Genomic DNA, 26,335 nt, shown 5'->3' on the forward strand with positions numbered 1-26,335 from the left:
GGTACAACACCAAAGTGACCACCACCCTGCGCCCCGCGGCCCCCGAACAGCGCACCGACGACGGCGGCCGGTCCCGCCGGTACGAGATCCGCGTCAACAGCCGCCCCGTGGGCGGCATCGACCTCGCCACCGACCGGCGCTTCGGACCCGGCGTCGGACGCATCGTCCGGCTCGCCGTCCAGGTGCCCGACCGGCGCCGCGGCCGGGGCACGGTCGCAGCGCTCGCGGCCGAGGAGGTGCTGCGCGGCTGGGGCTGCCGGCGGGTGGAGCTCTGCGTCGTCGCCGACCAGGCCGCGGCGGGCCTGCCGCTCGCCACCGCGCTCGGCTACACCGAACGCAGCCGCACCATGAGCAAGCTCCTGTCCGCCGAGCCGCCGCCGCTGTCGCTGCCGGACGGCACCGCCGGACGGCCCATGACGGAGGCGGAGTTCGCGGCCTGGGAGCCGGCCGCGCGGGCGGAGTACGCGGAGCGCTGGACCGCATACGGCGTCCCCGCCGACCGCGCGCACGCCCGCGCCGAGGCCGATCACCGCGCCCTGCTCCCCGACGGTCCCGCCACCGAAGGCATGCTGCTGCGCGTCCTCACCCACCACGGCACCCGCGTGGGCACCCTGTGGGCCGCCGTGCGCGGTTTCGTCTACCGGGTGGAGGTCGACCCGGAGCACCGCGGCCGGGGCCACGGCCGCTCCCTGATGCTCCTGGCCGAGACCGAGGCGAGGACGGCCGGCGCGGACCGCCTCCGGCTCAACGTCTTCGCCGACAACCCTCCGGCCCGCCGGCTGTACGAGACACTGGGCTACGAACCGGAGGAGTACCACTTGTCGAAGGAACTGCTCTGACCGTGTATCCGCGCCCCGTAAGGGGCGCGGGGCTGTGTGCACTATGCGGCTCCGCCGCGTGGGCGCAAGCAACCCATCCGACCCGCAGTGTTCAGCCGGCAAGCAGCCGCTCGGCAATGGCCTCGACCCGCTCCCGCAAGCCGTCCTGACTCTTCCCCCCGTCGAGCCGCTCACCACCGATGACGTAGGTCGGCGTGCCGGTCACCCCGATCGCCTTGCCCTCCGCCTGGTCCGCGTCGACGATCAGCATGTGCCGCCCGTCGACCAGCGCGGTGTCGATCTCCTCGGCGTCCAGCCCGAGTCCGGCCGCCACCTCGGTCAGCAGCGGCTCCCCCCGCTTCTCCAGCTCCTCGGCGCGGGCCAGCACCGCCTCGGCGTACGGCCACGCCTGTCCCTGCTCGGCCGCCTCCTCGGCGGCCTGCGCGGCGGCGTAGGAGTGCTTGTGCTTCTCCAGCGGGAAGTGCCGCAGCCGGATCTCCAGCCGGTCGCCGAAGCGGGCGCGCAGTGCGCGCAGGTCGTCGAGGGCGGTACGGCAGTCGGTGCACTGGAGCTCGCACCAGACGTCGAGGACGACGGGGGCGGTGGTGTCGGTGTCGCTCATGGGACCAGTCTCCCAGCCCGTACGGGGCGCGGGGATCTCGGTCCCGGGGAGGAGAACGCCCCCGAGACGACCCGGAGATCTCCCTGAGCCCCCGCCCGGCCGTGGCCCGCGCCGTCCGGACCGGTGCAGGATGGAGGCAGAAGACCGTCACGACAGGAGGACCGGATGCTGACCTCGACCGTATGTGCTGCGGTGTCCGCGGCCGGCCTCGGCATCGCCGTGCTGACGGCCTACCGCAAGCGCTTTCTCGCCGCGACCCGCATCGCCGCCTACGCCCTGATCCCCGTCGGGCTGGTGCTGACCGGTGTCGTCGACTGGCTCACCGGCCTCATCTTCAAGCCCTCCGTGTGGGCCGGCTTCGCCGTGCTCGCGCTCTCGGCCGTGCTGTTCGCCGCGAGCAGGGCCGTCGAGCGCCGCCGCGGGGGCAGCCGCAAGGAGCGCCGGGCGGCCGCCGCCGCAGGGCCCGACGCCGTCGCCCCCGCCGCCTCCGCGCCCTCGATCGGCCCCACCCGCACCGAGCGCCCCGCGGGCAGGGCGAAGCCGAAGGCCACCGCGTCCGACGGGGAGGATTTCTCCGACATCGAGGCGATTCTCAAGAAGCACGGGATCTGACGAACTCCCCTGCCGAGTTTGCGCGTTCGCCGGTGAGCCGGGTCCCGGCTGCGTCATGATCGGCGGAGATGAACGATGAACCGGCCGAGATCACCGAGGAACCGCGCGGCTGCCTCTTCGCACTGTCGCAACCGCCCCTGATGTTCTTCCTGACCTTCATAGCCACCCTGATCCTGGTGACCGCGGTGCACGACCTCTACCGGTGGTGACGCTCAGTCCGCCGCCTCCCGGCGGCGCGCCCGGTACGCGGCCACATGGAGCCGGTTCCCGCAGGTGCGGCCGTCGCAGTAGCGGCGCGAGCGGTTGCGGGAGAGATCGACGAAGGCCCGCCCGCAGTCCGGCGCCGCGCAGCGCCGCAGCCGCTCGCGTTCGCCCGCCACCAGCAGGAAGGCGAGCGCCATCCCGCCGTCCGCCGCCAGGTGCCCGGCCACGGAGGCGCCGGGCGTGAAGTAGTGCATGTGCCAGTCGTAGCCGTCGTGGTCGGTCAGCCGCGGTGTGGTGCCCGCTCCGGCGATCAGTGCGTTGAGCAGTTCCGCCGCGCCCCGCGTGCCCTCGGAGTCGAAGACCTGCGCGAAGCGCTCCCGGACGGCCAGCACCGCCTGCAGGTCCTCGTCCTGCAGGACCCCGATCCCGCTGATCCCGTGGCGCTCGACGAAGCCCTGCAACTCCTGCGCATCGCCGGGGCCGCTGTTGAGGAGATCGACGACGGCATCCAGCGCACACCGGGTGTCATGGTTGATCAGCACGGATTCGGACGCTCCCTTGCCGGGCGGACGGGACGGGCGGGGCGGATGGTTCCGGGGCGGCACCTGTTCGACTGCGGGCACCGACCTTACCGGCGCCCGCAAGACCGCAACGCGACGGCGCCGCCGCTGCGGAGGATCCGCGGCGGCGGCGCCGTGTCGTGCCGTATGTGCAAGGTGCTGCGCACTGCCTCCCCGAGTGGGCTGGTGCGCTCCGGAGATCAGCTCTCGGCCAGGATGTGGGAGAGCTCCGTGTCCAGGTCGAAGTGACGGTGTTCGGTTCCTGGTGGGACGGCGGCGTCGGTCCGCTTCAGGAAGGACTCCAGCGCCCGGGCCGGGGCCTCCAGCAGCGCTTCGCCCTCGGGCGAACTCAATGCGATGCAGACGACGCCCTGGCCGTGGCTGCGGGACGGCCACACGCGGACGTCGCCCGTGCCGGTGGGCCGGTGCAGGCCCTCGGCGAGCAGGTCCCGGGCGAAGACCCATTCGACCGTCTCTTCGGCTCCGGTGTGGAAGGTGGCGTGCACGGCATACGGATCGGCCGTGTCGTACCGCAGGCCTGCGGGTACAGGCAGTGAGGATTCGCTCGACACAACGAGGCGCAGGTGCAGCTCGCAGCTGACCGTGGTGTTCATAAGCGCCAAGGCCTTTCGCTCAGTGTGCGCTCGGGGATTCGCACGTCGGCGAAATCGACATGCCACCTACGGTGCCGTTGTAAACCCCTCTGACCGTTTTGAGGCTCTTCGGATACCTCGTACGGCCCAGTCGTGGCGCCGTGTATACCGCCGAACCGGTCATTTTCGGAATACCCCGGTGGACGCCGCGGTGCGGCGGGCGCGGGGAGTGTGCACACGGAGTGTGACGGGTGGGGGCGCAGCTGCGCCCCCACCCCTGCCCAGACGGTTCGGCGCACCCTCTGACATGCGGTAATGTTTGCGGTGCGCCCGGGCGATTAGCTCAGCGGGAGAGCGCTTCGTTCACACCGAAGAGGTCACTGGTTCGATCCCAGTATCGCCCACCCTGGTACCGAGGGCCCGCAAGGAATGCCACCTTGCGGGCCCTCGGTCGTTTGGTGTGCCCTGGCGGCATGCCCCGGCGCTCCCTCCATCGCTACCGCTTCCGCGACGCCTGGCCGCTGCCCGCACCCCCCGACGCCGTCTACGCCGTCCTGGAGGCCGCGGAGGAGTATCCCGACTGGTGGCCGCAGGTCCGGCGGGTCGACCCCGTCGACGACACCGGCGGCACCGCGCGCTTCCGCTCGCTCCTGCCGTACGAGCTCACCGTCACCGCCCGCGAGACCCGCCGGGACCCCGTCGCCCGCGTCCTGGAGATCGCCATGACCGGCGACCTCGAGGGCTGGGCCCGCTGGACCGTCCTGGACCGCGGCCCGGCCGACAGCCTGGCCCGCTTCGAACAGGAAGTGGAGGTCCGCAAGCCCGTGATGAGGCGCCTGGCGCTGCCCGGGCGTCCCTTCTTCCTCGCCAATCACGCGTGGATGATGCGCGCCGGGCGGCGCGGACTGTGCGCCCGCCTGGAGCGCGGGGCACCGGGAATTTGAAGGAACGGCGCGATCACCTGTATTGTTCAGTGCGTTCCCGCGGGAAACCGCGAGAAGGACCCGGGCGATTAGCTCAGCGGGAGAGCACTTCGTTCACACCGAAGGGGTCACTGGTTCGATCCCAGTATCGCCCACCCCGGCAAGGCCGGTCCGTCAACTGACGGACCGGCCTTGTGCTTTGCCGTCGGCATTCAGGCCGCGGCGCGCATCTCCGGCCGGAGCGGCCATGCCGGGTCGCACTGTTCCTCCGAACCGTTGCGCGCGAACCACGCCTGCAGGCCGCGCGCCTGCGCCGCGTGCCACACCTCCTGCCGTGCGTGCAACTCGGCCGGGCTCAGCCGGTCCAGGCGCGAGGCGAAGCGCCGCCCCACCGCCCGGACCACCTCCAGTGCGGCCACCGCGTCCGCCGACGCGTCGTGCGCCCCGGACAGCTCCACCCCGTAGTGTCCGCACAGGTCCGTCAGCGTCCGGCGGCCCTTGCGGTAGCGGTCCAGGTGCTTGTCGAGCACCCACGGATCCAGCACGCACAGCGGCGACCCGGCCAGATACCCGGCCAGCGACGACGCCCGGTGCCGGCGCAACTCCCGGTCCAGCAGCGTCAGATCGAAGGGCGCGTTCATCACCACCAGCGGCACGCCGCGGGCGGCGTGGGTGGCCAGCGCCCGGGCTATCTCCTCCATGACGGGGGACGGCCACCGGCCGTGCCGCTGCAGATGGGCCTCCGTCAGACCGTGGACGGCCGTCGCCCCCTCGGGTACCGGGACCCCGGGGTCGACCAGCCAGCGCGTCACCACCGGCGAGGCCCCCGCCTGTGACTGCGCCACGACCGCGGCCGACACGATCCGGTCGTGTTCGACGTCGACGCCGGTGGTCTCGGTGTCGAATGCGGCGAGTGGTCCTTCGAACCAGCATGGCATGTCACAACTCCTCGCGCTTGTCCGGCAAATGGCGTGTTTCCCCTCCCCGCCAGGTGATACCCGGCCGCCGTCCGGACCGAACCGCCCCTGTTTGGCGGGGAGTTCGTGCGGAGACAACACAGATGTACGGACCACAGGACAGGCGAGCCCGGAAGGCTTTCGGACATGGCGCTCGCGCAGCCCGACCCCGCCGCACCGCCGAGCGGCCTGCTGACCCCACCGGTCCCCCCGCCCGGGCCGGTGCGCGGCACGCTCGCCGTCACGGCCTGCATGGAGACCCTGCAGATCGGCTACCTGCACGCGGTGGCGGCCGCGGCCGGCTGCTCGCTCGCCCAGCCCTTTCCCGACAACGGCATCGACTGGCACGTCAGCCACAGTGCCCCCGGGCACACCGCCGACGACGAAGTCACCATCAAGGTGCAGCTCAAGTGCACCTACCAGCTCACCGCTCGGCGAGTCGTGCCCGGCGCCCGCACCTCGTTCCCGTTCACCATCGACAACGCCCACCTGGTCAAGCTCGCCCGCACTCCGGTCTCCGTGCACAAGATCCTCGTCGTGATGATCGTGCCCCGGACCCCGGACGACTGGCTCCGCGCCGGCCACGACCGCCTCGAACTGCGGCACTGCTGCTACTGGACCAACCTCGCCGGGCACCCCGTGACCGGCAGACGCCGGACCACCGTGCGGATCCCGGCTTCGCACGTCTTCGACGACCGCGCCCTCTGCGAGATCATGAACCGGGTCGGGGCGGGAGGGAGACCCTGATGCACCAACGGCCCGAGCACCGGCCCGCCGAGGCCCGTCCCGCCCCGCCGCCCGACCCCCGTGTCCTCGCCGCCCTGCTCGCCCGGCACGGCTGGCGGCGCCGCGGTGGCAGCCACGGGCGCTACAGCCGCTGGACCCCGCCCCAGGGCGCCGGCACCAGCCTCCTCGTACCGGAGAGCAGCGCCTTCCCCGACAGCGCCGACCTGCTCGCCGAGGCCCTCACCGCGCTCGAACGCAGCGCCGCCCCCTCCGCGCGCGCCGTCCTCATCGCCCTGCACCTGCCCAGCGACGAGATCCGCTGGTGGCGCGGCATCCCGGACCCCCGGGTCCCGGCCGCCGCCTGGACCGCGCAGGAGCGGCTGCGGGCGGGAGTCCGCGCCATGCTCCTCGCCGGCGCCCTCGCCGCCCGCGGCCCGGCCGGGCACCACGGCGCCCGGCGCCGCCGCGAGGCCGAAGCCGCCCTGGAGCCGCTGCTGGTGGGCCCCGCGCCGGGCGGGCGCGAGGTGACCGTGTTCGCTCCGGCGGACGGCTCCCGCACCGTCGTCACCGCCCTGCTGCGTGCCCTGCAGGCGGCCCGCGACGGCTGTGACTACCAGCGGGCCACGGGGCGTTGGGACGCCCTCGACGCAGCCGTCGCGGCCGGGGTGAGCAGGGAGCTGACCGAGGCCGTGGTCGCGCTCGTCGGCGGCTCGGAGGGCATCCGCGTCGGCGTGGAGTGGGCGCCCGCCGCCGGGCCGCCCGGGGGCTTCGCCGCGCGGCCCGAGCCCGTCGAGTTCAGCCCGGGCGACCTCCCGGCGCTGCGCGAGGCGGGTGCCCGGTACGTCCGGGACGAGCCCTCGGTGTCCGTCCTGCTCACCGCGGCCGTGGTGCGGATGCGCCGCGAGGCGCCGGGCGGAGCGGGGACGGTGCGGCTGCGGGTGCTCGCCGGGGCGGACGTCACCCAGGTGCGGGCCCTGCTCGGCGACGAGGACTACCGCATCGCCGGTTATGCGCACCTGCTCGGCCTGCCGGTCAGGGTGACCGGGCGGCTGGAGAGCCGCAGCGGCTTCCGGCGGCTGGCCGACGCGGGCGGCGTGCTGCCCGCGGAGGTGGACGAGGCCGAGCGCGACCGGCTGCTCAAATCGCTGCAGGAGAATCTCGACGCCCTGGGGGAGAGGGACGGCGACGGCTGACCGTTTAGCGGGCACGGCACCCGGCTCGGTACGATTCAGGCCGCAGCGCACCGCTGCAGCATCCCGTGAGTCAGGAGAGACCGGTGTCAGACGTCCGTGTGACCATCCAACGCGATTCCGAGCGGGAAGAGCGCGTGGTGACCACGGGCACGACGGCTGCCGAGCTCTTCGCGGGCGAGCGCACCGTCGTCGCCGCGCGGGTCGCGGGCGAGCTCAAGGACCTCGCGTACGTCGTCGCCGACGGCGAGGAGGTCGAGCCCGTCGAGATCTCCTCCGAGGACGGTCTCAACATCCTGCGCCACTCGGCCGCGCACGTCATGGCCCAGGCCGTCCAGGAGCTGTTCCCGGAGGCCAAGCTGGGCATCGGCCCGCCGGTCAAGGACGGTTTCTACTACGACTTCGGCGTCGAGAAGCCGTTCCACCCCGATGACCTCAAGGCCATCGAGAAGAAGATGCAGGAGATCGTCAAGCGGGGGCAGAAGTTCTCCCGCCGCGTGGTCACCGACGAGGCCGCCCGCGAGGAGCTCGCGGACGAGCCGTACAAGCTGGAGCTGATCGGCCTCAAGGGCTCCGCGTCGCACGACGACGGCGCGGACGTCGAGGTCGGCTCGGGCGAGCTCACCATCTACGACAACCTGGACCCGAAGACCGGGGACCTGTGCTGGAAGGACCTCTGCCGGGGTCCGCACCTGCCCACCACCCGGGTCATCCCGGCGTTCAAGCTGATGCGCAACGCCGCCGCGTACTGGCGCGGCAGCGAGAAGAACCCGATGCTGCAGCGCATCTACGGCACCGCGTGGCCGTCGAAGGACGAGCTGAAGGCGCACCTGGACTTCCTGGCCGAGGCCGAGAAGCGCGACCACCGCAAGCTCGGCGCCGAGCTGGACCTGTTCTCCTTCCCGGACGAGCTGGGCCCCGGCCTGGCGGTCTTCCACCCCAAGGGCGGGGTGATCCGCAAGGAGATGGAGAACTACTCGCGCCGCCGGCACGAGGACGCGGACTACGAGTTCGTGAACACCCCGCACCTCACGAAGGAACACCTCTTCGAGACCTCGGGGCACCTCCCGCACTACGGCGAGGCCATGTTCCCGCCCATCGAGTTCGACGGGCAGAACTACCGCCTGAAGGCCATGAACTGCCCGATGCACAACTTGATCTTCAAGTCGCGCGGGCGGTCCTACCGTGAGCTGCCGCTGCGCCTCTTCGAGTTCGGCACGGTCTACCGCTACGAGAAGTCCGGCGTCGTCCACGGCCTGACCCGCTCCCGCGGCTTCACCCAGGACGACTCGCACATCTACTGCACCAAGGAGCAGATGCCGGAGGAGCTCGACACGCTCCTCACCTTCGTGCTCGACCTGCTGCGCGACTACGGCCTGACCGACTTCGAGCTGGAGCTCTCGACCCGCGACCCCGAGTCGGACAAGTTCATCGGCTCGGACGAGGCGTGGGAGGAGGCCACCGAGGCGCTGCGCCGGGCGGCCGAGAAGCAGGGCCTGCCGCTGGTCCCGGACCCGGGCGGCGCCGCGTTCTACGGCCCGAAGATCTCGGTGCAGGCGCGTGACGCGATCGGCCGGTCCTGGCAGATGTCGACCCTCCAGGTCGACTTCAACCAGCCCGCGCGCTTCGGCCTGGAGTACACGGCGGCGGACGGCTCGCGCCAGCAGCCCGTCATGATCCACCGGGCGCTGTTCGGCAGCATCGAGCGGTTCTTCGGCGTGCTGCTGGAGCACTACGCGGGCGCCTTCCCGGCGTGGCTGGCCCCGGTGCAGGCGGTCGGCATCCCGATCGGCGAGGCGCACGTGCCGTACCTGCAGGAGTTCGCCGCGGAGGCGAAGAAGAAGGGCCTGCGGGTGGAGGTCGACGCCTCCTCGGACCGGATGCAGAAGAAGATCCGGAACCACCAGAAGCTCAAGGTCCCCTTCATGATCATCGTCGGTGACGACGACATGAACGCGGGCACGGTGTCGTTCCGTTACCGCGACGGGTCGCAGGAGAACGGCATCCCGCGCGACGAGGCGCTCGCGAAGATCCTCGACGTGGTGGAGCGCCGCGCCCAGGTGTGACGTTCCGCGGTGACGATAAGCCCGGGGGGCGGCCCGCAAGGGCCGCCCCCCGGTGCGTTCCCGCCGGGGAATATGCTTCTCGGCATGACGAGTGAGCCGGAGCAGCAGTTCGGAGTGGGCGCTCCCGACGCCTTCCAGCGCCTGTGGACCCCCCATCGGATGGCGTACATCCAGGGGGAGAACAAGCCCACCGGTACGGGCGCCGACGACGGCTGCCCGTTCTGCTCGATTCCGGCGAAGAGCGACGAGGACGGGCTGATCATCGCGCGGGGCGAGTACGTCTACGCCGTGCTCAACCTCTACCCGTACAACGGCGGTCACTGCATGATCGTCCCGTTCCGGCACGTGGCCGACTACACCGACCTGGACGAGGCCGAGACGGCCGAGCTGGCCGAGTTCACCAAGCGCGCCATGCGCGCGCTGCGCGCCGCCTCCGGGGCCCACGGCTTCAACATCGGCATGAACCAGGGGATCACCGCCGGTGCCGGCATCGCCGCCCACCTGCACCAGCACATCGTCCCGCGCTGGGGCGGGGACACCAACTTCATGCCCGTCGTCGGGCACACCAAGGTGCTGCCGCAACTGCTCGCGGACACCCGGAAGATGCTCGCCGACGTCTGGCCGACCGTATAAACCGGTAAACCGGCAATTCGGCTGTACCGGCCTCTCCAAGAGGACACGGAACAGGGTGAATCGGGCAAATCGCCTAGATTCCTACTAAAGAAGATCTAATGGGACGGTGACCTTCCTTCACCGTCGCACCGTGCTGCGCGCAGCCGCAGGCGGCGCCCTCGCCGGAGCGGCCGGGGCGAGCGCCTCCGGCTGCGGCAAGGACGGGACACCGCCCCGCGCACAGCCCTCGCGCCCGCCTGTGGCGAAGCCCAGGGTCTCCGTACCGCCCGGCGCACCGCCCGTGCTGCCCCGGCTGCCGGCCGGGCTGCCCGCCCAGATCGAGCACGGCCCGCGGCAGGGGCACGGTGTCGCGCTGACGTTCCACGGCCAAGGTGACGCGAAGTCGACCCTCGCCCTGCTCTCCGAAGTGGAGCGCGCCGGGGCCCGGGTGACCGTGCTGGCGGTCGGCGACTGGCTGGACGCCCAGCCCCGGATGGCCCGCCGGGTGCTCGACGGCGGGCATGAGCTGGGCAACCACACCATGCGCCATCTCAGCATCTGCTCGATGAGCGCGAAGGCCGCCTACGCCGAGATCACCGAGTGCGCCGACCGGCTGCGCCGGCTCACGGGCGGCATCGGCCGCTGGTTCCGGCCGTCCCGGGCGCAGCGGGCCACCGACCAGGTGGTGCGGCTGGCGCGAAAGGCCGGTTACCCGCACGTCCTGTCGTACGACGTGGACTCCCTCGACTTCACCGACCCCGGCCCCGAGGCGGTCCGGCGTACCGTGCTGAATGCGGTGCGGCCCGGGTCGGTGGTGAGTCTGCACTTCGGGCATGCCGGCACGGTCGCCGCGCTGCCCGCGATCCTCGACGGCCTCCACCGCCGCGGTCTGCGTGCGGTGACGACTACGGAGCTGCTGACCCGATGATCCCGTTCTCGCCCGTTCGTCCCGGTCCTCGCCACCCCTTCCGTCCTGTCCGTTCGCGCCCGCTGCGCCGCCCCGCCGTGCTGGCGGCGGCGTTCTGCCTCGTCCTGGCGGCCGTCAGCGGCTGCGGCGGGGGCGGCAGTGGCAAGGAGGGGCCGGGCACCCGGCAGACACATCCGGGCGGACACGGCCAGGGGGCGGCGCGAGGGGTGCCGCAGGGGCTGCCGGGGATGCCGCCGCTGCTGGACCCGAACGACGTCTACGCGGCGGACCGGCCGAACGCCCTGTCGCCGGTGGTGCGGAACTTCCCGTCCCGGGTGTACGTGCCCAACACCGAGTCGGACACGGTCAGCGTCATCGATCCCAAGACGTACAAGGTCATCGAGACGATCCCGGTCGGCAACCAGCCGCAGCACGTGGTGCCGTCGTGGGACCTGAAGACGCTGTGGGTCAACAACGACCGCGGCCACACGCTCACCCCGATCGACCCGGCAACGGGCAAGGCGGGCAAGCCGGTCGACGTCCACGACCCCTACAACCTCTACTTCACCCCGGACGGCAAGTACGCCGTGGTGATGGCGTCGATGGACCGCGAGCTGGTGTTCCGGGACGCCCACACGATGAAGCGGATGAAGACCGAGCCGGTGAGCTGCCTGGGGGTCAATCACGCCGACTTCTCGCCGGACGGGCGGTACTTCATCGTCTCCTGCGAGTTCTCCGGTGAGCTGCTGAAGGTGGACACGGCCCGGATGAAGGTGATCGGCCAGCAGAAGCTGCCGTTCGACGGGGCGATGCCGCAGGACGTGAAGATCGCCTCGGACGGCAAGACCTGGTACATCGCGGACATGATGGCCGACGGGGTATGGGTGCTGGACGGCGACAGGTTCACCGAGCCCTGGCTGATGCCGACCGGCAAGGGGGCGCACGGCCTGTACGTGAGCCGGGACTCGAAGTCGATGTACATCTCCAACCGGGGCGAGGGATCGATCTCGGTACTGGATCTGGCCAGCCGCAAACTGGTGAAGAAGTGGGAGCTGCCGGACGGCGGCAGCCCGGACATGGGCGGGGTGTCGGCGGACGGCAAGGAGCTGTGGTTGTCGGGGCGTTACAACAGCGAGGTGTACGTGATCGACACCCACGACGGCCACCAGATCGCCCGCATCCCGGTGGGCGCGGGGCCGCACGGGCTGGCGGTGTATCCCCAGCCGGGGCGGTATTCGCTGGGACACACGGGAATCTTCAGGTGAGCTCTGGCGTAGTGCCGCGCCCCGTAAGGGGCGCGGGGAACTGCGCGATCAACCACAGACGGCCCGCAGTTGCCACACTGCGCCCGTCCGGAGGACATCACGCGTTATAGACATCGGCCTGGCGCGGTGTCGGATCCTGGATCGCACCGCTCAGCGTGTTGGCCCGGTTGCCGAACTTCTCGGTGTTCACGCCGTTTTCGGCCAGGACACGCAGCGCGGCCTGATGCACCACGCGCAGCACCGGCGTGGCGGCGCGCAACGCGTCGTCCGCCATGAAGCGGTGCCGCCACGGCTTGTCGGCCCACGCGTGGCGCAACCCGAACGGCTCGGGGAGGACGAGCTTGCCGCCCCAGTACTCCAGCAGCGGCGGGTACCAGGTGAGCGGCGCGCGGACGGAGAGGCGGACGACCTCGCGGGGTTCGACGACGCGCAGGGTGCGCTCCCAGGTCTCCCAGAACTTGAGGGCCTTGCGGAAGCTCCGGGTGCGGGTTTTGGGGCGGCCGTTGAAGACCGCGTGCGTGGGGCCGAGGGCGTGGCCGGTGACCTCGATGCGCAGCGTCTTGTGCAGCACGGTGACGTTGATGAGGAGCGTGATGACCAACTGGCCGTCCCACAGCACGAACTGGACGCCCAGGTAGTGCCGGTCGCCGCTGCCGAAGTGCTGCTTGTCGCAGATCTCCTGGAGCTGGGAACCCCTTACCTGGTACGTGGCCGAGTCGGTGCCGGCGGGGCGGGAGACGGAGCCCGCACCCTCGCCGATGGGGCAGACCACCCAGTGCTCGACACCGGGGGCGGTGAGGCCGCCGGTGTTGATGGGGGTGCGCTCCAGCAGCTTGAGCTGGTCGTGGATGGCGCGGACGATGTCCCAGCTGCGGAAGGGGTTGATGTCCTTGCCGGGGTCGAGGGGGACGAGCTCCTCGGCGAGCTGCCAGCTGCCCCAGCGGGTGCCCATCCCGAGTATGCCCTTGGGACCGGCGTAGAAGACGACGTTGCTGTGCTGTTCGGCGGCGAGGCGTTCGAGGTTCTGGCGGAGCTGTTCGGCGGCGCTCTCGCCGGGGGTGGAGGGCACGGCCTCGGGGATCTTGGCGCCGATGCCGCCGCCGTCGAGCAGGCCCGTCCAGCGCTCGCGGAGGTCCTTGGCGGTGCGCTCGCAGACCTGCTGCGCCCAGAGGCCGCCGATGACGGGGGCGACGAGCATGGCGCGCAGGTAGATGTACCAGAAGCCGGTGAAGGGGAGTTTGACGAAGAGGACGACGATGGCCAGGCCGAGGACGCCGAAGAGGGCCGCGCCCAGCGCGCCGGCGCGCTTGTCCTGGGAGCCGGCGAGGGTGCGGCGGAGCTGGAAGGCGCCGAGCCAGAGCAGGACGCCGGGCAGGAAGAGCAGCCCGAACAGGACCATGATCAGGCTCAGCCTGGCGTCGCGCTCCTTGCGGATGCGGGAAGCGGCCAGGCAGTGCTCGACGATGACCTGGGGTTCGAGCCCGAAGGACTGGATGAGCGGCTTGCGGCCGCCGGCGAGCATCCGGTTCTGCACGGCGCGGGCGAAGGCCTCGCCCAGGTTGGGCTCGAAGAGGGAGATGCGGGGCGGCTTGACCTCGGAGGTGGCCCAGTCCGAATTGGCCTTGAGGAGTTCGTCCACCGGTCCGTCGCGGTAGGCGGCCGAGGCCAGCGCCTGGGTGGCGGCGGTCTGCCCGGCGCCGCCGGCGACCGGGATCTGTGCCCCCGGACTGAAGTCGAACGCATCCCCTGCCACTCTGCCCCCAATGCCGCGCGCGTCCGGTGCTCCGGCCTGCTCCCGACCCTCGGCCCGGGTCCTGCGTCATGGGCCGCATGCTCAGCGTAATGGTGCGGAGTGCCGGCTGTCGCCGGAGATCGGAAAGCCGCCCGTCCTGGCCGAGTTGGGACGGGCGGCTTGCCAACTATGCCCCGTTATCCTCCTGTTCGCGGATACGGTCCGCCAGCTGTGGCGGCATCGGCTCGTGCCGGGCGTAACCGCGGCTGAACCGCCCGGTGCCGTGCGAGAGGGAACGCAGGTCCACGGCGTAGCGGCCGATCTCGATCTCGGGCACCTCGGCGCGCACCAGGGTGCGGCCCGCGCCGGACTGCTCGGTGCCGACGACCCGTCCGCGCCGTCCGGACAGGTCGCTCATGACCGCGCCGACGTAGTCGTCGACGACCAGGACCTGGAGTTCGGCGACCGGCTCCAGGAGGTGGATGCGGACCTCGGCGGCCGCCTCGCGCAGGGCCAGGGCGCCCGCGGTCTGGAAGGCCGCGTCGGAGGAGTCCACCGAGTGCGCCTTGCCGTCGAGGAGGGTGACCCGGACGTCGACGAGCGGATAGCCGGCGGCCACCCCGCGGGCGGCCTGGGCCCGTACGCCCTTCTCCACCGAGGGGATGAACTGCCGGGGGACCGCGCCGCCCACGACCTTGTCGACGAACTCGATGCCGGAGCCGCCGGGCAGCGGCTCGACCTCGATCTCGCAGATCGCGAACTGGCCGTGGCCGCCGGACTGTTTGACGTGCCGGCCGCGGCCGGCCGCCTTGCCGCCGAAGGTCTCGCGCAGGGACACCTTGTGCGGGACGATGTCGACCTGCACGCCGTAGCGCGTGCGCAGCCGCTCCAGGGCGACGTCCCGGTGGGCCTCGCCCAGGCACCACAGGACCACCTGGTGGGTGTCCTGGTTCTGCTCCAGCCGCATGGTCGGGTCCTCGGCGACCAGCCGGGCCAGGCCCTGGGAGAGCTTGTCCTCGTCCGCCTTGCTGTGCGCCTGGATGGCCACGGGCAGCAGCGGGTCGGGCATCAGCCAGGGCTCCATCAGCAGCGGATCGCACTTGGCGGAGAGGGTGTCGCCGGTCTCGGCGCGCGTGAGCTTGGCGACGCAGGCCAGATCGCCGGCGATGGCCTGGGCCAGCTGGCGCTGCTGCTTGCCGAACGGGGAGGAGAGGGCGCCGACGCGCTCGTCGACGTCGTGGCTCTCGTGCCCGCGGTCCTCCAGGCCGTGCCCGGACACGTGCACGGTCTCGTCGGGGCGCAGGGTGCCGGAGAAGACCCGGACCAGGGAGAGGCGCCCGACGTAGGGGTCGGAGGCGGTCTTGACGACCTCGGCGGCGAGCGGACCCTCCGGGTCGCAGGACAGCGCGGGGCGGGCGCTGCCGTCCGGGGAGGTGACGGCCGGCGCCTCGCGCTCCGGCGGGGTCGGGAAGCCGCCGGTGATCAGCTCCAGGAGCTCCACCGTGCCCAGGCCCTGGCGCGCGCCCTCGGCCGCCGGGGCGGCGGCGAGCACGGGGTGGAAACTGCCCCGGGCCACGGCCCGTTCGAGATCCTCGACGAGCGTCTTGACGTCGATCTCCTCGCCGCCGAGGTAGCGGTCCATGAGGGTCTCGTCCTCGCTCTCGGCGATGATCCCCTCGATGAGCCGGTTGCGCGCCTCCTCGATCAGCGGCAGCTGCTCGGCGGAGGGCTCGGCCTCGGTGCGCTCGCCGCCGGAGTAGTCGAAGACCCGCTGCGAGAGCAGTCCGACGAGTCCGGTGACGGGACGGTGCCCGTCGGGGCCCTCCGGTCCGCGCACGGGGAGGTAGAGCGGGAGCACGCCGTCGGGGGAGTCCCCTCCGAAGGCTGCGCGGCAGGTCTCCGTGAGCCGGTCGAAGTCCGCCCGTGCGGTCTCCAGATGGGTCAGCACGATCGCGCGCGGCATGCCCACGGCCGCGCACTCCTCCCACACCATGCGGGTGGCCCCGGCGATGCCCTCGGCGCCCTCCGCGGCCGAGACGACGAAGAGGGCCGCGTCCGCCGCCCGCAGACCGGCCCTCAGCTCGCCGACGAAGTCGGCATAGCCGGGTGTGTCCAATACGTTGATCTTGATCCCGGCCCATTCGACGGGGACCAGGGACAGCTGGACCGAGCGCTGCTGGCGGTGCTCGATCTCGTCGTGGTCCGAGAGCGAGGCGCCGTCCTCGACCCGGCCGGCCCGGTTGACCGCGCCGGTGGTCAGGGCCAGTGCCTCCACCAGGGTCGTCTTCCCGGAACCACTGTGGCCGACCAGGACCACGTTGCGGATGTTCTGCGGCCGGTCGGCCGTCACCGCCCTGCCGGCGGCCCCTGGATGCGCATTCGTCTTTTCGCCCATGTGTCTCGCCTCTCCGGTCGACACCTGCGGTCCTTCGAGCTTTCCACCGTGGTCACGCTGCGTCCATACGTCGCACACGGGGGCGCAACCGTTTGAGTGGCCGGGAGCCGCCCTCCGCCCCGGCGGGCGGAGCGGGGGTGGTGTGCGTGGCGGGTCCCGGCGGCCTGGCTACGATGGGCCAGCCGGTGGCCTTCCGACCACCCGGCCCGCATCGACCCTCCGGGAAGGCCATGCTGAACAAGTACGCGCGTGCGTTCTTCACGCGTGTTCTCACGCCGTTCGCCGCGCTGCTCATCCGACTGGGCGTGAGCCCCGACGCGGTGACCCTCGTCGGCACCGGTGGTGTGGTGGCGGGCGCGCTGGCCTTCTACCCCAGGGGCGAGTTCTTCTGGGGCACGATCGTCATCACGCTGTTCGTCTTCTCGGACCTCGTCGACGGCAACATGGCCCGCCAGCTCGGCCGCTCCAGCCGCTGGGGCGCCTTCCTCGACTCCACCCTCGACCGGGTCGCCGACTCGGCGATCTTCGGCGGCCTCGCCCTCTGGTACGCCGGGCGCGGCGACAGCCTCTCGCTGTGCGCGGTGGCCATCTTCTGCCTGGCCAGCGGCCAGGTGGTCTCGTACACCAAGGCCCGCGGCGAGAGCATCGGCCTGCCGGTGAACGTCAACGGCCTGGTCGAGCGCGCCGAGCGGCTCGTCGTCTCGCTGGTCGCCTGCGGCCTCTCCGGGCTGCACAAGTTCGGCGTCCCGTACGTCGAGGTCCTGCTCCCCGTCGCCCTGTGGCTGGTGGCCGTCGGCAGCCTGATCACGCTCATCCAGCGCGTGGTGACCGTCCGCCGCGAGGCCGCCGAGGCCGACGCCTCCGTGCCGGCCGGCCAGGGCGGCGCCGGGTGAAGGACCAGCTGACCGACGCGCTGTACGGGCTCGGGTGGAGCACGGTCAGGACGCTCCCCGAGCCCGTCGCCACCGTGCTGGGCCGGCAGATCGCCGACGTGACCTGGCGGCGGCGCGGCAAGGGCGTGCTGCGCCTGGAGTCCAATCTCGCCCGGGTGGTCCCCGGCGCGGGGCCGGAGGAGCTCGCCCGGCTGTCCCGCGAGGGCATGCGCTCCTACATGCGCTACTGGATGGAGTCCTTCCGGCTGCCCTCGTGGAGCAAGGACCGCATCCGCACCGGCTTCGACCCCGAGGGCCTGCACCACCTGGAGGAGGCCCTGGCCTCCGGGCGGGGCGTGGTGCTGGCGCTGCCCCACATGGGCAACTACGACCTCGCCGGGGCCTGGCTCACCACCCGGCTCGGGGTGCCCTTCACCACCGTCGCCGAGCGGCTCGAACCCGCGACCCTCTACGACCGGTTCGTGGCCTACCGCGAGGGGCTGGGCATGGAGGTCCTGCCGCACGCCGGCGGCAGTGCCTTCGGCACGCTCGCCCGGCGGCTGCGCTCCGGCGGGGTGGTCTGCCTGGTCGCCGACCGCGATCTGTCCTCCTCCGGGATAGAGGTCTCCTTCTTCGGCGAGGCCGCCAAGATGCCCGCCGGGCCCGCCATGCTGGCCGTGCAGACCGGCGCCCTGCTGCTGCCGGCGACGCTCTGGTACGACCGCACACCGGTGCAGAAGGGCCACGTCCACGCGCCCCTGGAGGTGCCGGAGACCGGCACCCGGGCCGAGAAGGCCGCGGTGCTGACCCAGAGGATGGCCGACGCCTTCGCCTCCGGCATCGCCGCCCACCCGCAGGACTGGCACATGCTCCAGCGGCTGTGGCTCGCCGACCTCGCGCGGCCCGCCGAGCCCCGCCCCGACACGAGCCCCGCGGCCCCGGAGGGCTCCGGACGCCCCGGAACGGAGAAGCCTTGAGGATCGGGATCGTCTGCCCCTACTCCTGGGACGTCCCCGGCGGCGTCCAGTTCCACATCAGAGACCTCGCCGAGCACCTGATCCGGCTGGGCCACGAGGTCTCGGTGCTGGCTCCCGCCGACGACGAGACCCCGCTGCCGCCCTTCGTCGTCTCGGCCGGACGGGCCGTGCCCGTGCCGTACAACGGCTCGGTGGCCCGGCTGAACTTCGGCTTCCTCTCGGCCGCGCGCGTGCGCCGCTGGCTGCACGAGGGCGACTTCGACGTCATCCACATCCACGAGCCGGCCACCCCGTCGCTGGGCCTGCTCTCCTGCTGGGCCGCCCAGGGCCCGATCGTGGCGACCTTCCACACCTCCAACCCGCGCTCGCGCGCGATGATCGCGGCCTATCCCATCCTCCAGCCCGCGCTGGAGAAGATCAGCGCCCGGATCGCGGTGAGCGAGTACGCCCGCCGGACGCTAGTGGAGCACCTGGGGGGCGACGCGGTGGTCATCCCCAACGGCGTCGACGTCGGCTTCTTCGCCTCCGCCGAGCCGCGGCCGGAGTGGCAGGGCGGGACCATCGGCTTCATCGGCCGCATCGACGAGCCCCGCAAGGGCCTGCCCGTCCTCATGCGCGCCCTGCCCGGCATCCTCGCTGAGCGCCCCGGCACCCGGCTGCTGGTCGCCGGGCGCGGCGACGAGGAGGAGGCCGTCGCCGGCCTGCCGCCGGAGATGCGCGGCAACGTCGAGTTCCTCGGCATGGTCGGCGACGAGGACAAGGCGCGGCTGCTGCGCAGCGTCGACGTGTACGTGGCGCCGAACACCGGAGGCGAGTCCTTCGGCATCATCCTGGTCGAGGCCATGTCGGCGGGCGCGCCCGTCCTAGCCAGCGACCTCGACGCCTTCGCCCAGGTGCTGGACCAGGGCGCCGCGGGCGAGCTGTTCACGAACGAGGACGCGGATGCACTGGCCGCGGCGGCCGTGCGGCTGTTGGGCGACCCCGCCCGCCGGGCGGAGCTCGGCGAGCGCGGGCGCCGGCATGTGCGGCGCTTCGACTGGGCGACCGTCGGGGCCGACATCCTGGCCGTCTACGAGACGGTGACCGCCGGCGCGGCCTCCGTTGCCACGGATGAACGGACCGGGTTGCGGGCGCGGTTGGGGTTTGCGCGGGATTAGCGAGGCGCTCCGTCGGCAACGTGGTTCGCCGGCTGCGGGCCGTCCGTGGCTGGTCGCGCCTGCGCGGCGGAGCCGCATATGTGACTGCCCCGCGCTCCTTCGGGGCGCGGTGTCTCGCGGGACTTCGCGGGCCGCGCCCCGAACAGGGGTATGCCGTGCCGGGCCCGGAAGCGGCGGCTGCAGTGGATGCTGATCACTACGTTCAGGCCGATCAGGGAGAGCGATACGATCCGGCCGATGAGCGGCACCGCATCCACCGGCAGCACCAGGGCGTTGACCGTGCTCAGCACCGCGTCCAGCAGCTCCACGCCGCCCCACAGCGCCGTCAACCCGCGTAGTGCGCCGCGGAATTCGGCCGATTCGCGCCATGCGCGCTCGGCGACCGCGGCGGCCTCGGGCCCGCGCAGCCGGCCGCCGAACTGGAAGGCGAAGGGGCGTGCCATGGCCAGCGTGCTCAGGATCCACAGGCCCAGGGCGGCGGGCAGTGCCGCGTCCTTCAGCAGCAGCACGCGCGGGCTCCCGCTGATCACCGACGTTCCGGCCGAGACCAGCAGCAGGACCAGGATGAACGTGTCGAACGGATCGACCCGGCGCCGTATCACCGCCTCGCCGAGGGCGTGGAGCGCCGGCGGGGCGCTGCTGAGCAGGAGCGCCTGCCACTGCACCATGCCCGCGCCGCGCAGTGCGTAGAACAGTACGAGCGGCAGGACGATGTTGACCCCGAGCGAGGTGAACAGCGCGTGCCTGGAACGGGATTGCATGGGAGTCCTCCGTCGGTCCCGCCGTCTGCATCGATGTCTGCATCGATGTCCCGACGATAGAAACCGGGCGGGTGGAGACGGATCGGAGCCCGGGTGGGTCTCCGGGCCGGGCGCCTCCACCCCGTCCGCTCCACCTCCGGGTGGAGAGGGCCCCGCCGGGCGGGCCGGTACTGTGGCCCGGCGTGACCACAATGATCTGGATCGCGGCCGCGCTCGTCCTCGTCGGCATCTACCTGAGCTGGACCGCCGGGCGCCTGGACCGGCTGCACAGCCGCATCGACGCGGCCCGCGCGGCCCTGGACGCCCAGTTGCTGCGGCGTGCCTCGGTCGCGCAGGAGCTCGGCACCGCCGGGGTGCTCGATCCCGCCGCCTCGATCGTCCTCTACCAGGCCGCGCACGCCGCCCGGCAGGCCGAGGAGGAGCAGCGCGAGGTCGCCGAGAGCGAGCTGAGCCAGGCGTTGCGCGCGGTCTTCACGGAGGGGCCGCAGGTGGAGGCGGTGCGCGAGGCGCCCGGCGGGGAGGAGTCGCTGGAGGAGCTGACGCAGGCCGTGCGCAGGGTGCCGATGGCCCGCCGGTTCCACAACGACGCGGTGCGGGCCGCGCGGGCCGTGCGCCGGCACCGGGTGGTGCGCTGGTTCCGGCTCGCCGGTCACGCGCCGTTCCCCCTGGCCTTCGAGATGGACGACGAGCCGCCCGTGGCACTGGCGGACCGGACAGGCCACTGACCTCGGATTGGCCCTTTTTCGGCTCGGCGGGCACTGGGTTGGATGAACCTGCCAGCATCACCGGCCCTTGATTAGTGAGGTCACATCGTGTCCACCGCCAGCACCCCGCAGACTCCCGAGACCGGCACCGCGCGCGTCAAGCGCGGCATGGCCGAGCAGCTCAAGGGCGGTGTGATCATGGACGTCGTCACGCCGGAGCAGGCCAAGATCGCCGAGGACGCCGGCGCCGTCGCGGTCATGGCCCTGGAGCGGGTGCCCGCCGACATCCGCAAGGACGGCGGCGTGGCCCGGATGTCCGACCCGGACATGATCGAGGGGATCATCGGCGCCGTCTCCATCCCGGTCATGGCCAAGTCCCGCATCGGCCACTTCGTCGAGGCGCAGGTGCTGCAGTCCCTCGGTGTCGACTACATCGACGAGTCCGAGGTGCTCACCCCGGCCGACGAGGTCAACCACAGCGACAAGTGGTCCTTCACCACCCCGTTCGTCTGCGGTGCCACCAACCTGGGCGAGGCGCTGCGCCGCATCGCCGAGGGCGCGGCCATGATCCGCTCCAAGGGCGAGGCCGGCACCGGCAACGTCGTCGAGGCCGTCCGTCACCTGCGCCAGATCAAGGGCGACATCGCGCGTCTGCGCGGCCTGGACAACCACGAGCTGTACGCCGCGGCCAAGGAGCTGCGCGCCCCGTACGAGCTGGTCAAGGAGGTCGCCGAGCTGGGCAAGCTGCCCGTCGTGCTGTTCTCCGCGGGCGGCGTGGCCACCCCCGCCGACGCCGCGCTGATGCGTCAGCTCGGTGCCGAGGGCGTCTTCGTGGGCTCCGGCATCTTCAAGTCCGGCGACCCGGCCAAGCGCGCCGCCGCCATCGTGAAGGCCACCACCTTCTACGACGACCCCAAGATCATCGCGGACGCCTCCCGCAACCTGGGCGAGGCCATGGTCGGCATCAACTGCGACACCCTCCCCGAGACCGAGCGGTACGCCAACCGCGGCTGGTGACACGGCTGTTCCCGGTGGGCGGTGCGCAGGGGGTCCTGCGGCCGCCCGCCGGCACGTGCACCGGCGGCAGAGCGAAGAGGGAGCATCCCGTGTCCACCCCCACCATCGGCGTTCTCGCCCTCCAGGGCGACGTCCGCGAGCACCTGGTCGCCCTCGCCGCGGCGGACGCCGTGGCGCGTCCGGTCCGCCGCCCCGAGGAACTGGCCGAGGTCGACGGCCTGGTCATCCCCGGCGGCGAGTCCACCACCATGTCCAAGCTCGCAGTCGCCTTCGGCATGCTGGAGCCGCTGCGCGAGCGCGTCCGCTCCGGCATGCCCGTCTACGGCACCTGCGCCGGCATGATCATGCTGGCGGACAAGCTGCTGGACGGCCGCGACGACCAGGAGACCCTGGGCGGCATCGACATGATCGTCCGCCGCAACGCCTTCGGCCGGCAGAACGAGTCCTTCGAGGCGGCCGTCGACGTCCGCGGCATAGCGGGCGGTCCCGTCGAAGGCGTCTTCATCCGGGCCCCGTGGGTCGAGTCCACCGGGGCCGACGTCGAGGTGCTCGCCTCCCACGACGGCCACACCGTCGCCGTCCGGCAGGGCAACGTCCTGGCCACGTCCTTCCATCCGGAACTCACCGGCGACCACCGGGTGCACGGCCTCTTCGTGGAGATGGTGCGCGCCGCGCAGTGACGGGATCCCGGTAGGATCACTGTCGTTCGTTCTGAATTTGGTTACGCGAAGGAGACAGGCGAGATGTCCGGCCACTCTAAATGGGCTACGACGAAGCACAAGAAGGCCGTGATCGACGCCAAGCGCGGCAAGCTCTTCGCGAAGCTGATCAAGAACGTCGAGGTCGCGGCTCGCATGGGTGGCGTCGACATCGAGGGCAACCCGACTCTCTACGACGCCATCCAGAAGGCGAAGAAGCAGTCGGTCCCGAACAAGAACATCGACTCCGCGGTCAAGCGCGGCGGCGGCCTCGAGGCCGGCGGCGCCGACTACGAGACGATCATGTACGAGGGCTACGGCCCGAACGGTGTCGCGGTGCTCATCGAGTGCCTCACCGACAACCGCAACCGCGCCGCCGGTGACGTCCGCGTCGCCATGACCCGCAACGGCGGCTCGATGGCCGACCCGGGCTCGGTGTCCTACCTGTTCAACCGCAAGGGCGTCGTGATCGTCCCCAAGGGCGGGCTCACCGAGGACGACGTGCTGGGCGCGGTGCTGGACGCCGGTGCCGAGGAGGTCAACGACCTCGGCGAGAGCTTCGAGGTCCTCAGCGAGGCCACCGACCTGGTCGCGGTGCGCACCGCGCTCCAGGAGGCCGGCATCGACTACGACTCGGCCGAGGCCAACTTCGTGCCCACCATGCAGGTCGAGCTCGACGAGGAGGGCGCGCGCAAGATCTTCCGGCTGATCGACGCCCTCGAGGACAGCGACGACGTGCAGAACGTCTTCGCCAACTTCGACGTCTCCGACGAGGTCATGGCCAAGGTCGACGCGTAAGGCGTGCGATGTGCTCGGCCGACGGGCCGGCGGGGTGGTTTCCCCGCCGGCCCGTCGGCGTGACCGGGCGTTGTCAGTGGCAGCCGATAGCCTGCGCGCAGGTGATCGAAGGGAGGGGCGCCATGCGGGTGCTGGGCGTGGACCCGGGGCTGACCCGGTGCGGCGTGGGGGTCGTGGAGGGGGCGGCGGGCCGCCGGCTGAGCATGGTCGGCGTGGGCGTCGTCAGGACCCCGGCCGAGGCCGACACGGCCGAGCGCCTGGTCCTCATCGAGCGCGGCATAGAGCAGTGGCTCGACGAGCACCGGCCCGAATACGTCGCCGTGGAGCGGGTGTTCAGCCAGCACAACGTCCGCACGGTCATGGGCACCGCGCAGGCCAGCGCCGTGGCGATGCTCTGTGCGGCCCGCCGCGGGCTGCCCGTCGCGCTGCACACCCCCAGCGAGGTCAAGGCCGCCGTCACCGGCTCCGGCCGGGCCGACAAGGCCCAGGTCGGCTCCATGGTGACGCGCCTGCTGCGGCTCGACGCCCCGCCGAAGCCGGCCGACGCCGCGGATGCGCTCGCGCTGGCCATCTGCCACATCTGGCGCGCCCCTGCGGCCAACCGTCTGCAGGAGATCGCCGCCGCCCACCGCAGCACCGTTCCCGCACGACTTCCGAAGGGCACCCGATGATCGCCTTCGTCTCCGGGCCGGTCGCGGCCCTCGCCCCCGACGCCGCCGTGGTCGAGGTCGGCGGCATCGGCATGGCCGTCCAGTGCACGCCCGCCACCCTGGCCACGCTCCGGGTCGGGCAGCCGGCCCGGCTCGCCACCTCCCTCGTCGTCCGCGAGGACTCCCTGACGCTGTACGGCTTCGCCGACGACGACGAGCGGCAGACCTTCGAACTGGTCCAGACCGCAAGCGGCGTGGGCCCCCGTCTCGCCCAGGCCATGCTCGCCGTGCACAGCCCGGACGCCCTGCGCCGCGCCTTCGCCTCCGGTGACGAGAAGGCCCTCACGGCCGTGCCCGGCATCGGCAAGAAGGGCGCCCAGAAGCTGCTGCTGGAGCTGAAGGACAGGCTCGGCGAGCCGGTCGCCTCCGGCGGTTCGCAGGCGGGTGTCGGCACCCCGGTCACCGCCGGCTGGCGCGATCAGCTGCACGCCGCCCTCGTGGGCCTGGGCTATGCCACCCGCGAGGCGGACGAAGCGGTGGCGGCCGTGACCCCGCAGGCGGAGGCCGCCCTCGCCGAGGGCGTGCAGCCCCAGGTCGGCCAGCTGCTGCGGGCCGCCCTGCAGACGCTCAACCGGGCCCGCTGACCGATGCCCCCGCGCACCGGCCGCACCGCGCCGGCCGCCCGGGAGGCCGGCCCGTGCCCGTACCCCGACCCGCCACGAACCATGAGGTCCCACCCGTGAACCCGTACGACGAGTCCGCACCCGCGAGCACGACCGGCCTGCCCGCCGCGGGCGGCCGGATCGTCGGCGGCGCCGCCGACGGGGAGGACCAGGCCGTCGAAGCCGCCCTGCGGCCCAAGGACCTGGGCGAGTTCATCGGCCAGGAGCGCGTCCGCGAGCAGCTGGACCTCGTCCTGCGGGCCGCCCGCGCCCGTGGTGCCACCGCCGATCACGTCCTGCTCTCCGGTGCGCCCGGCCTCGGCAAGACCACCCTGTCGATGATCATCGCCGCGGAGATGGGCGCCCCCATCCGCATCACCTCCGGCCCCGCCATCCAGCACGCGGGGGATCTGGCCGCGATCCTCTCCTCGCTCGCCGAGGGCGAGGTCCTCTTCCTCGACGAGATCCACCGCATGTCCCGGCCCGCCGAGGAGATGCTCTACATGGCCATGGAGGACTTCCGCGTCGACGTCGTCGTCGGCAAGGGCCCCGGGGCCACGGCCATTCCGCTGGAGCTGCCGCCCTTCACCCTCGTCGGCGCCACCACCCGCGCCGGCCTGCTGCCGCCCCCGCTGCGCGACCGCTTCGGCTTCACCGGGCACATGGAGTTCTACGCCCCCGCCGAGCTGGAGCGCGTCGTGCACCGCTCGGCCCGGCTGCTCGACGTGGAGATCGGGGCGGACGGCGCGGCCGAGATCGCCGGGCGCTCGCGCGGCACCCCGCGCATCGCCAACCGCCTGCTGCGCCGCGTCCGCGACTACGCCCAGGTCAAGGCGGACGGGGTCGTCACCCGGGAGGTCGCCGCCCAGGCCCTGGAGGTCTACGAGGTCGACGCCCGCGGCCTGGACCGGCTGGACCGCGCCGTGCTGGGCGCCCTGCTCAAGCTCTTCGGCGGCGGTCCCGTCGGGCTGTCCACCCTCGCGGTGGCGGTGGGGGAGGAGCGCGAGACGGTCGAGGAGGTCGCCGAGCCGTTCCTGGTGCGGGAGGGGCTGCTGGCCCGTACGCCCAGGGGCCGGGTCGCCACCCCCGCGGCCTGGGCGCACCTGGGCCTGGTGCCTCCGCAGCAGGGTCCGGGCGGCCCGGGGCAGTCCCCGCTCTTCGGCGGGTGACGGCGCGGGGGCTGGTCCCGTCAGGAACCCCGGTGCCATGCTGAGCGTTGTTCCATAGGTGCGGTTCGCTTAGACTCCGCCGATGCCGTCCTTATCGGTGCGGCATACCACCCCCGTAGACCAGGCCGTGTCCCCATCGCGGTCGTGTGAAGGAAACCCCGTCCCGTGAATATCGTGAGTCTCCTGCCGTTCATCGTGCTCATCGGGGCCATGTTCCTGATGACCCGGTCGGCCAAGAACAAGCAGCGCCAGGCGGCGCAGATGCGCGACCATATGCAGCCGGGCACCGGCGTGCGGACGATCGGCGGCATGTACGCGACCGTCAAGGAGGTCAGCGACGACACGGTCCTCCTGGAGGTCGCCCCGGGCGTCCACGCGATCTACGCGAAGAACTCCATCGGCGCCGTCCTGGAGGACGCCGAGTACAACCGCATCGTCCACGGCATCGAGCCCGGCGAGACGGTCGTTCCGGACGACGTCTCCTCGCTGACCGGGGCCGAGGCCGAGGCTGCGGCCGCCGAGGGCGAGCAGAAGACGGATCTGAGCAAGAAGACCGACCTGGGCAAGGAGACCGCCGCCGAGGCCGGCTCCGAGAACCCGGCCGACAAGGCCGACCAGCCCGGCGAGTCCGCCGAGGGGACGAAGGACGCCAAGCGCGACGGCGACGCCGACGCGAAGTAGCCGTGTCA

Annotated in this window: 28 protein-coding genes and 2 tRNA genes; 23 read left to right on the forward strand and 7 right to left on the reverse strand. The window is 72.2% G+C overall.

Translation table 11 applies throughout. From position 1 onward, the window contains the following. Positions 1 to 14 precede the first annotated feature (14 nt). Entirely contained in the window at positions 15 to 839 is an 825-nt protein-coding gene (locus ACLHRZ_RS07175) for a GNAT family N-acetyltransferase (RefSeq protein WP_490417421.1), read from the forward strand. Positions 840 to 930: 91 nt separating this feature from the next. Here ACLHRZ_RS07175 and ACLHRZ_RS07180 read toward each other — a convergent pair whose 3' ends face one another. Then, positions 931 to 1,440: a DsbA family protein gene (locus tag ACLHRZ_RS07180; RefSeq protein WP_490417422.1), complete on the reverse strand. Its 510-nt coding sequence runs from the start codon at positions 1,438 to 1,440 to the stop codon at positions 931 to 933. 165 nt (positions 1,441 to 1,605) lie between these two features. Between ACLHRZ_RS07180 and ACLHRZ_RS07185 the strand changes: the two genes are divergently transcribed. Further along, positions 1,606 to 2,052, forward strand: coding sequence for a hypothetical protein (locus ACLHRZ_RS07185; RefSeq protein ID WP_490417423.1), 447 nt, complete (start codon positions 1,606 to 1,608; stop codon positions 2,050 to 2,052). Between the two features lie 68 nt (positions 2,053 to 2,120). Next, positions 2,121 to 2,261, forward strand: a complete 141-nt coding sequence (locus ACLHRZ_RS07190; protein ID WP_336414329.1) for a hypothetical protein — start codon at positions 2,121 to 2,123, stop codon at positions 2,259 to 2,261. A gap of 3 nt (positions 2,262 to 2,264) precedes the next feature. Here ACLHRZ_RS07190 and ACLHRZ_RS07195 read toward each other — a convergent pair whose 3' ends face one another. Continuing rightward, on the reverse strand, positions 2,265 to 2,798 hold the full coding sequence (locus tag ACLHRZ_RS07195; RefSeq protein WP_490417424.1) for a CGNR zinc finger domain-containing protein: 534 nt from the start codon (positions 2,796 to 2,798) through the stop codon (positions 2,265 to 2,267). A gap of 218 nt (positions 2,799 to 3,016) precedes the next feature. Beyond that, complete coding sequence (locus tag ACLHRZ_RS07200; protein ID WP_003959770.1) at positions 3,017 to 3,430, reverse strand: SsgA family sporulation/cell division regulator; 414 nt, start codon at positions 3,428 to 3,430, stop codon at positions 3,017 to 3,019. Positions 3,431 to 3,741: 311 nt separating this feature from the next. On the opposite strand from ACLHRZ_RS07200, the gene ACLHRZ_RS07205 reads away from it, so the two are divergent. The 3 genes from ACLHRZ_RS07205 (at position 3,742) to ACLHRZ_RS07215 (ending at position 4,487) form a co-directional block, all read left to right on the forward strand. Then, positions 3,742 to 3,813 (forward strand) — tRNA-Val (locus tag ACLHRZ_RS07205). Between the two features lie 69 nt (positions 3,814 to 3,882). Beyond that, a complete protein-coding gene (locus tag ACLHRZ_RS07210) occupies positions 3,883 to 4,353 on the forward strand; it encodes an SRPBCC family protein (protein WP_490417425.1) in 471 nt (156 codons plus the stop codon). A gap of 62 nt (positions 4,354 to 4,415) precedes the next feature. After that, positions 4,416 to 4,487, forward strand: a tRNA-Val gene (locus tag ACLHRZ_RS07215). A 57-nt stretch (positions 4,488 to 4,544) separates the two neighbouring features. On the opposite strand, the gene ACLHRZ_RS07220 is transcribed toward ACLHRZ_RS07215, so the two are convergent. After that, positions 4,545 to 5,270, reverse strand: coding sequence for a 3'-5' exonuclease (locus tag ACLHRZ_RS07220; RefSeq protein WP_490417426.1), 726 nt, complete (start codon positions 5,268 to 5,270; stop codon positions 4,545 to 4,547). Positions 5,271 to 5,435: 165 nt separating this feature from the next. Here ACLHRZ_RS07220 and ACLHRZ_RS07225 point away from each other — a divergent pair, with 165 nt between their 5' ends. The 6 genes from ACLHRZ_RS07225 to ACLHRZ_RS07250 all read left to right on the forward strand — a co-directional run bounded on the left by ACLHRZ_RS07225 (position 5,436) and on the right by ACLHRZ_RS07250 (position 12,054). Further along, positions 5,436 to 6,035: a DUF4365 domain-containing protein gene (locus ACLHRZ_RS07225; protein ID WP_490417427.1), complete on the forward strand. Its 600-nt coding sequence runs from the start codon at positions 5,436 to 5,438 to the stop codon at positions 6,033 to 6,035. After that, complete coding sequence (locus ACLHRZ_RS07230; protein WP_490417428.1) at positions 6,035 to 7,207, forward strand: hypothetical protein; 1,173 nt, start codon at positions 6,035 to 6,037, stop codon at positions 7,205 to 7,207. The genes ACLHRZ_RS07225 and ACLHRZ_RS07230 overlap by 1 nt, the downstream gene beginning before the upstream one ends. Positions 7,208 to 7,290: 83 nt before the next feature. Beyond that, positions 7,291 to 9,270, forward strand: coding sequence for a threonine--tRNA ligase (gene thrS / locus ACLHRZ_RS07235; protein WP_490417429.1), 1,980 nt, complete (start codon positions 7,291 to 7,293; stop codon positions 9,268 to 9,270). A gap of 72 nt (positions 9,271 to 9,342) precedes the next feature. Then, positions 9,343 to 9,903, forward strand: a complete 561-nt coding sequence (locus tag ACLHRZ_RS07240; protein ID WP_490417430.1) for an HIT family protein — start codon at positions 9,343 to 9,345, stop codon at positions 9,901 to 9,903. A gap of 106 nt (positions 9,904 to 10,009) precedes the next feature. Further along, entirely contained in the window at positions 10,010 to 10,810 is an 801-nt protein-coding gene (locus tag ACLHRZ_RS07245) for a polysaccharide deacetylase family protein (RefSeq protein ID WP_490417431.1), read from the forward strand. After that, a complete protein-coding gene (locus tag ACLHRZ_RS07250) occupies positions 10,807 to 12,054 on the forward strand; it encodes a YncE family protein (RefSeq protein ID WP_490417432.1) in 1,248 nt (415 codons plus the stop codon). The genes ACLHRZ_RS07245 and ACLHRZ_RS07250 overlap by 4 nt, the downstream gene beginning before the upstream one ends. 97 nt (positions 12,055 to 12,151) lie before the next feature. Here the strand turns inward: ACLHRZ_RS07250 and ACLHRZ_RS07255 are convergent, their stop codons facing one another. After that, positions 12,152 to 13,807 (reverse strand): AbeC-like domain-containing protein, encoded by a 1,656-nt coding sequence (locus tag ACLHRZ_RS07255; RefSeq protein ID WP_490417433.1) that lies wholly within the window; start codon positions 13,805 to 13,807, stop codon positions 12,152 to 12,154. Between the two features lie 166 nt (positions 13,808 to 13,973). Beyond that, complete coding sequence (locus tag ACLHRZ_RS07260) at positions 13,974 to 16,181, reverse strand: elongation factor G-like protein EF-G2 (RefSeq protein ID WP_490417434.1); 2,208 nt, start codon at positions 16,179 to 16,181, stop codon at positions 13,974 to 13,976. A gap of 230 nt (positions 16,182 to 16,411) precedes the next feature. Here ACLHRZ_RS07260 and pgsA point away from each other — a divergent pair, with 230 nt between their 5' ends. The 3 genes from pgsA to ACLHRZ_RS07275 are packed head-to-tail and all read left to right on the forward strand — an operon-like array spanning position 16,412 to position 19,187. Beyond that, entirely contained in the window at positions 16,412 to 17,074 is a 663-nt protein-coding gene (gene pgsA, locus ACLHRZ_RS07265) for a phosphatidylinositol phosphate synthase (RefSeq protein ID WP_490417435.1), read from the forward strand. Continuing rightward, the gene (locus ACLHRZ_RS07270; RefSeq protein WP_490417436.1) at positions 17,071 to 18,030 is read left to right on the forward strand and encodes a phosphatidylinositol mannoside acyltransferase; all 960 of its coding nucleotides are present in this window, start codon (positions 17,071 to 17,073) and stop codon (positions 18,028 to 18,030) included. The genes pgsA and ACLHRZ_RS07270 overlap by 4 nt, the downstream gene beginning before the upstream one ends. Next, positions 18,027 to 19,187, forward strand: a complete 1,161-nt coding sequence (locus ACLHRZ_RS07275) for a glycosyltransferase family 4 protein (RefSeq protein ID WP_490417437.1) — start codon at positions 18,027 to 18,029, stop codon at positions 19,185 to 19,187. The genes ACLHRZ_RS07270 and ACLHRZ_RS07275 overlap by 4 nt, the downstream gene beginning before the upstream one ends. Here the strand turns inward: ACLHRZ_RS07275 and ACLHRZ_RS07280 are convergent. Then, positions 19,184 to 19,948 carry a VC0807 family protein gene (locus ACLHRZ_RS07280; protein ID WP_490417438.1) on the reverse strand — a complete coding sequence of 255 codons (765 nt, stop codon included), beginning with the start codon at positions 19,946 to 19,948 and terminating at the stop codon, positions 19,184 to 19,186. The genes ACLHRZ_RS07275 and ACLHRZ_RS07280 overlap by 4 nt on opposite strands. 191 nt (positions 19,949 to 20,139) lie before the next feature. Between ACLHRZ_RS07280 and ACLHRZ_RS07285 the strand changes: the two genes are divergently transcribed. The 8 genes from ACLHRZ_RS07285 (at position 20,140) to yajC (ending at position 26,327) form a co-directional block, all read left to right on the forward strand. After that, complete coding sequence (locus ACLHRZ_RS07285) at positions 20,140 to 20,673, forward strand: LemA family protein (protein ID WP_490417489.1); 534 nt, start codon at positions 20,140 to 20,142, stop codon at positions 20,671 to 20,673. Between the two features lie 84 nt (positions 20,674 to 20,757). Continuing rightward, positions 20,758 to 21,669 (forward strand): pyridoxal 5'-phosphate synthase lyase subunit PdxS, encoded by a 912-nt coding sequence (gene pdxS, locus ACLHRZ_RS07290; RefSeq protein ID WP_336414393.1) that lies wholly within the window; start codon positions 20,758 to 20,760, stop codon positions 21,667 to 21,669. 89 nt (positions 21,670 to 21,758) lie between these two features. Then, a complete protein-coding gene (gene pdxT / locus ACLHRZ_RS07295; protein WP_490417439.1) occupies positions 21,759 to 22,349 on the forward strand; it encodes a pyridoxal 5'-phosphate synthase glutaminase subunit PdxT in 591 nt (196 codons plus the stop codon). A 63-nt stretch (positions 22,350 to 22,412) separates the two neighbouring features. Then, the gene (locus ACLHRZ_RS07300) at positions 22,413 to 23,165 is read left to right on the forward strand and encodes a YebC/PmpR family DNA-binding transcriptional regulator (RefSeq protein WP_490417440.1); all 753 of its coding nucleotides are present in this window, start codon (positions 22,413 to 22,415) and stop codon (positions 23,163 to 23,165) included. A 122-nt stretch (positions 23,166 to 23,287) separates the two neighbouring features. Further along, positions 23,288 to 23,836, forward strand: coding sequence for a crossover junction endodeoxyribonuclease RuvC (ruvC, locus tag ACLHRZ_RS07305; RefSeq protein WP_490417490.1), 549 nt, complete (start codon positions 23,288 to 23,290; stop codon positions 23,834 to 23,836). Continuing rightward, positions 23,833 to 24,459, forward strand: a complete 627-nt coding sequence (gene ruvA / locus ACLHRZ_RS07310; protein WP_490417441.1) for a Holliday junction branch migration protein RuvA — start codon at positions 23,833 to 23,835, stop codon at positions 24,457 to 24,459. Before ruvC ends, ruvA begins: the two co-directional genes overlap by 4 nt. A 95-nt stretch (positions 24,460 to 24,554) precedes the next feature. After that, entirely contained in the window at positions 24,555 to 25,646 is a 1,092-nt protein-coding gene (ruvB, locus tag ACLHRZ_RS07315) for a Holliday junction branch migration DNA helicase RuvB (RefSeq protein WP_490417442.1), read from the forward strand. Positions 25,647 to 25,811: 165 nt separating this feature from the next. Further along, the gene (gene yajC / locus ACLHRZ_RS07320; RefSeq protein WP_490417443.1) at positions 25,812 to 26,327 is read left to right on the forward strand and encodes a preprotein translocase subunit YajC; all 516 of its coding nucleotides are present in this window, start codon (positions 25,812 to 25,814) and stop codon (positions 26,325 to 26,327) included. Positions 26,328 to 26,335 lie beyond the last annotated feature (8 nt).

The sequence above is a fragment of the Streptomyces sp. AM25 genome, assembly GCF_058146165.1.

What these genes read in the sequence shown, in the direction of transcription:
- ACLHRZ_RS07180 (WP_490417422.1), bottom strand. Translation starts at nt 1,440, where the DNA reads ATGAGCGACACCGACACCACCGCCCCCGTCGTCCTCGACGTCTGGTGC.
- ACLHRZ_RS07185 (WP_490417423.1), top strand. Translation starts at nt 1,606, where the DNA reads ATGCTGACCTCGACCGTATGTGCTGCGGTGTCCGCGGCCGGCCTCGGC.
- ACLHRZ_RS07190 (WP_336414329.1), top strand. Translation starts at nt 2,121, where the DNA reads ATGAACGATGAACCGGCCGAGATCACCGAGGAACCGCGCGGCTGCCTC.
- ACLHRZ_RS07200 (WP_003959770.1), bottom strand. Translation starts at nt 3,430, where the DNA reads ATGAACACCACGGTCAGCTGCGAGCTGCACCTGCGCCTCGTTGTGTCG.
- ACLHRZ_RS07210 (WP_490417425.1), top strand. Translation starts at nt 3,883, where the DNA reads ATGCCCCGGCGCTCCCTCCATCGCTACCGCTTCCGCGACGCCTGGCCG.
- ACLHRZ_RS07220 (WP_490417426.1), bottom strand. Translation starts at nt 5,270, where the DNA reads ATGCCATGCTGGTTCGAAGGACCACTCGCCGCATTCGACACCGAGACC.
- ACLHRZ_RS07225 (WP_490417427.1), top strand. Translation starts at nt 5,436, where the DNA reads ATGGCGCTCGCGCAGCCCGACCCCGCCGCACCGCCGAGCGGCCTGCTG.
- ACLHRZ_RS07230 (WP_490417428.1), top strand. Translation starts at nt 6,035, where the DNA reads ATGCACCAACGGCCCGAGCACCGGCCCGCCGAGGCCCGTCCCGCCCCG.
- ACLHRZ_RS07240 (WP_490417430.1), top strand. Translation starts at nt 9,343, where the DNA reads ATGCTTCTCGGCATGACGAGTGAGCCGGAGCAGCAGTTCGGAGTGGGC.
- ACLHRZ_RS07250 (WP_490417432.1), top strand. Translation starts at nt 10,807, where the DNA reads ATGATCCCGTTCTCGCCCGTTCGTCCCGGTCCTCGCCACCCCTTCCGT.
- ACLHRZ_RS07260 (WP_490417434.1), bottom strand. Translation starts at nt 16,181, where the DNA reads ATGGGCGAAAAGACGAATGCGCATCCAGGGGCCGCCGGCAGGGCGGTG.
- pgsA (WP_490417435.1), top strand. Translation starts at nt 16,412, where the DNA reads ATGCTGAACAAGTACGCGCGTGCGTTCTTCACGCGTGTTCTCACGCCG.
- ACLHRZ_RS07280 (WP_490417438.1), bottom strand. Translation starts at nt 19,948, where the DNA reads ATGCAATCCCGTTCCAGGCACGCGCTGTTCACCTCGCTCGGGGTCAAC.
- ACLHRZ_RS07285 (WP_490417489.1), top strand. Translation starts at nt 20,140, where the DNA reads ATGATCTGGATCGCGGCCGCGCTCGTCCTCGTCGGCATCTACCTGAGC.
- ACLHRZ_RS07300 (WP_490417440.1), top strand. Translation starts at nt 22,413, where the DNA reads ATGTCCGGCCACTCTAAATGGGCTACGACGAAGCACAAGAAGGCCGTG.
- ruvC (WP_490417490.1), top strand. Translation starts at nt 23,288, where the DNA reads ATGCGGGTGCTGGGCGTGGACCCGGGGCTGACCCGGTGCGGCGTGGGG.
- ruvA (WP_490417441.1), top strand. Translation starts at nt 23,833, where the DNA reads ATGATCGCCTTCGTCTCCGGGCCGGTCGCGGCCCTCGCCCCCGACGCC.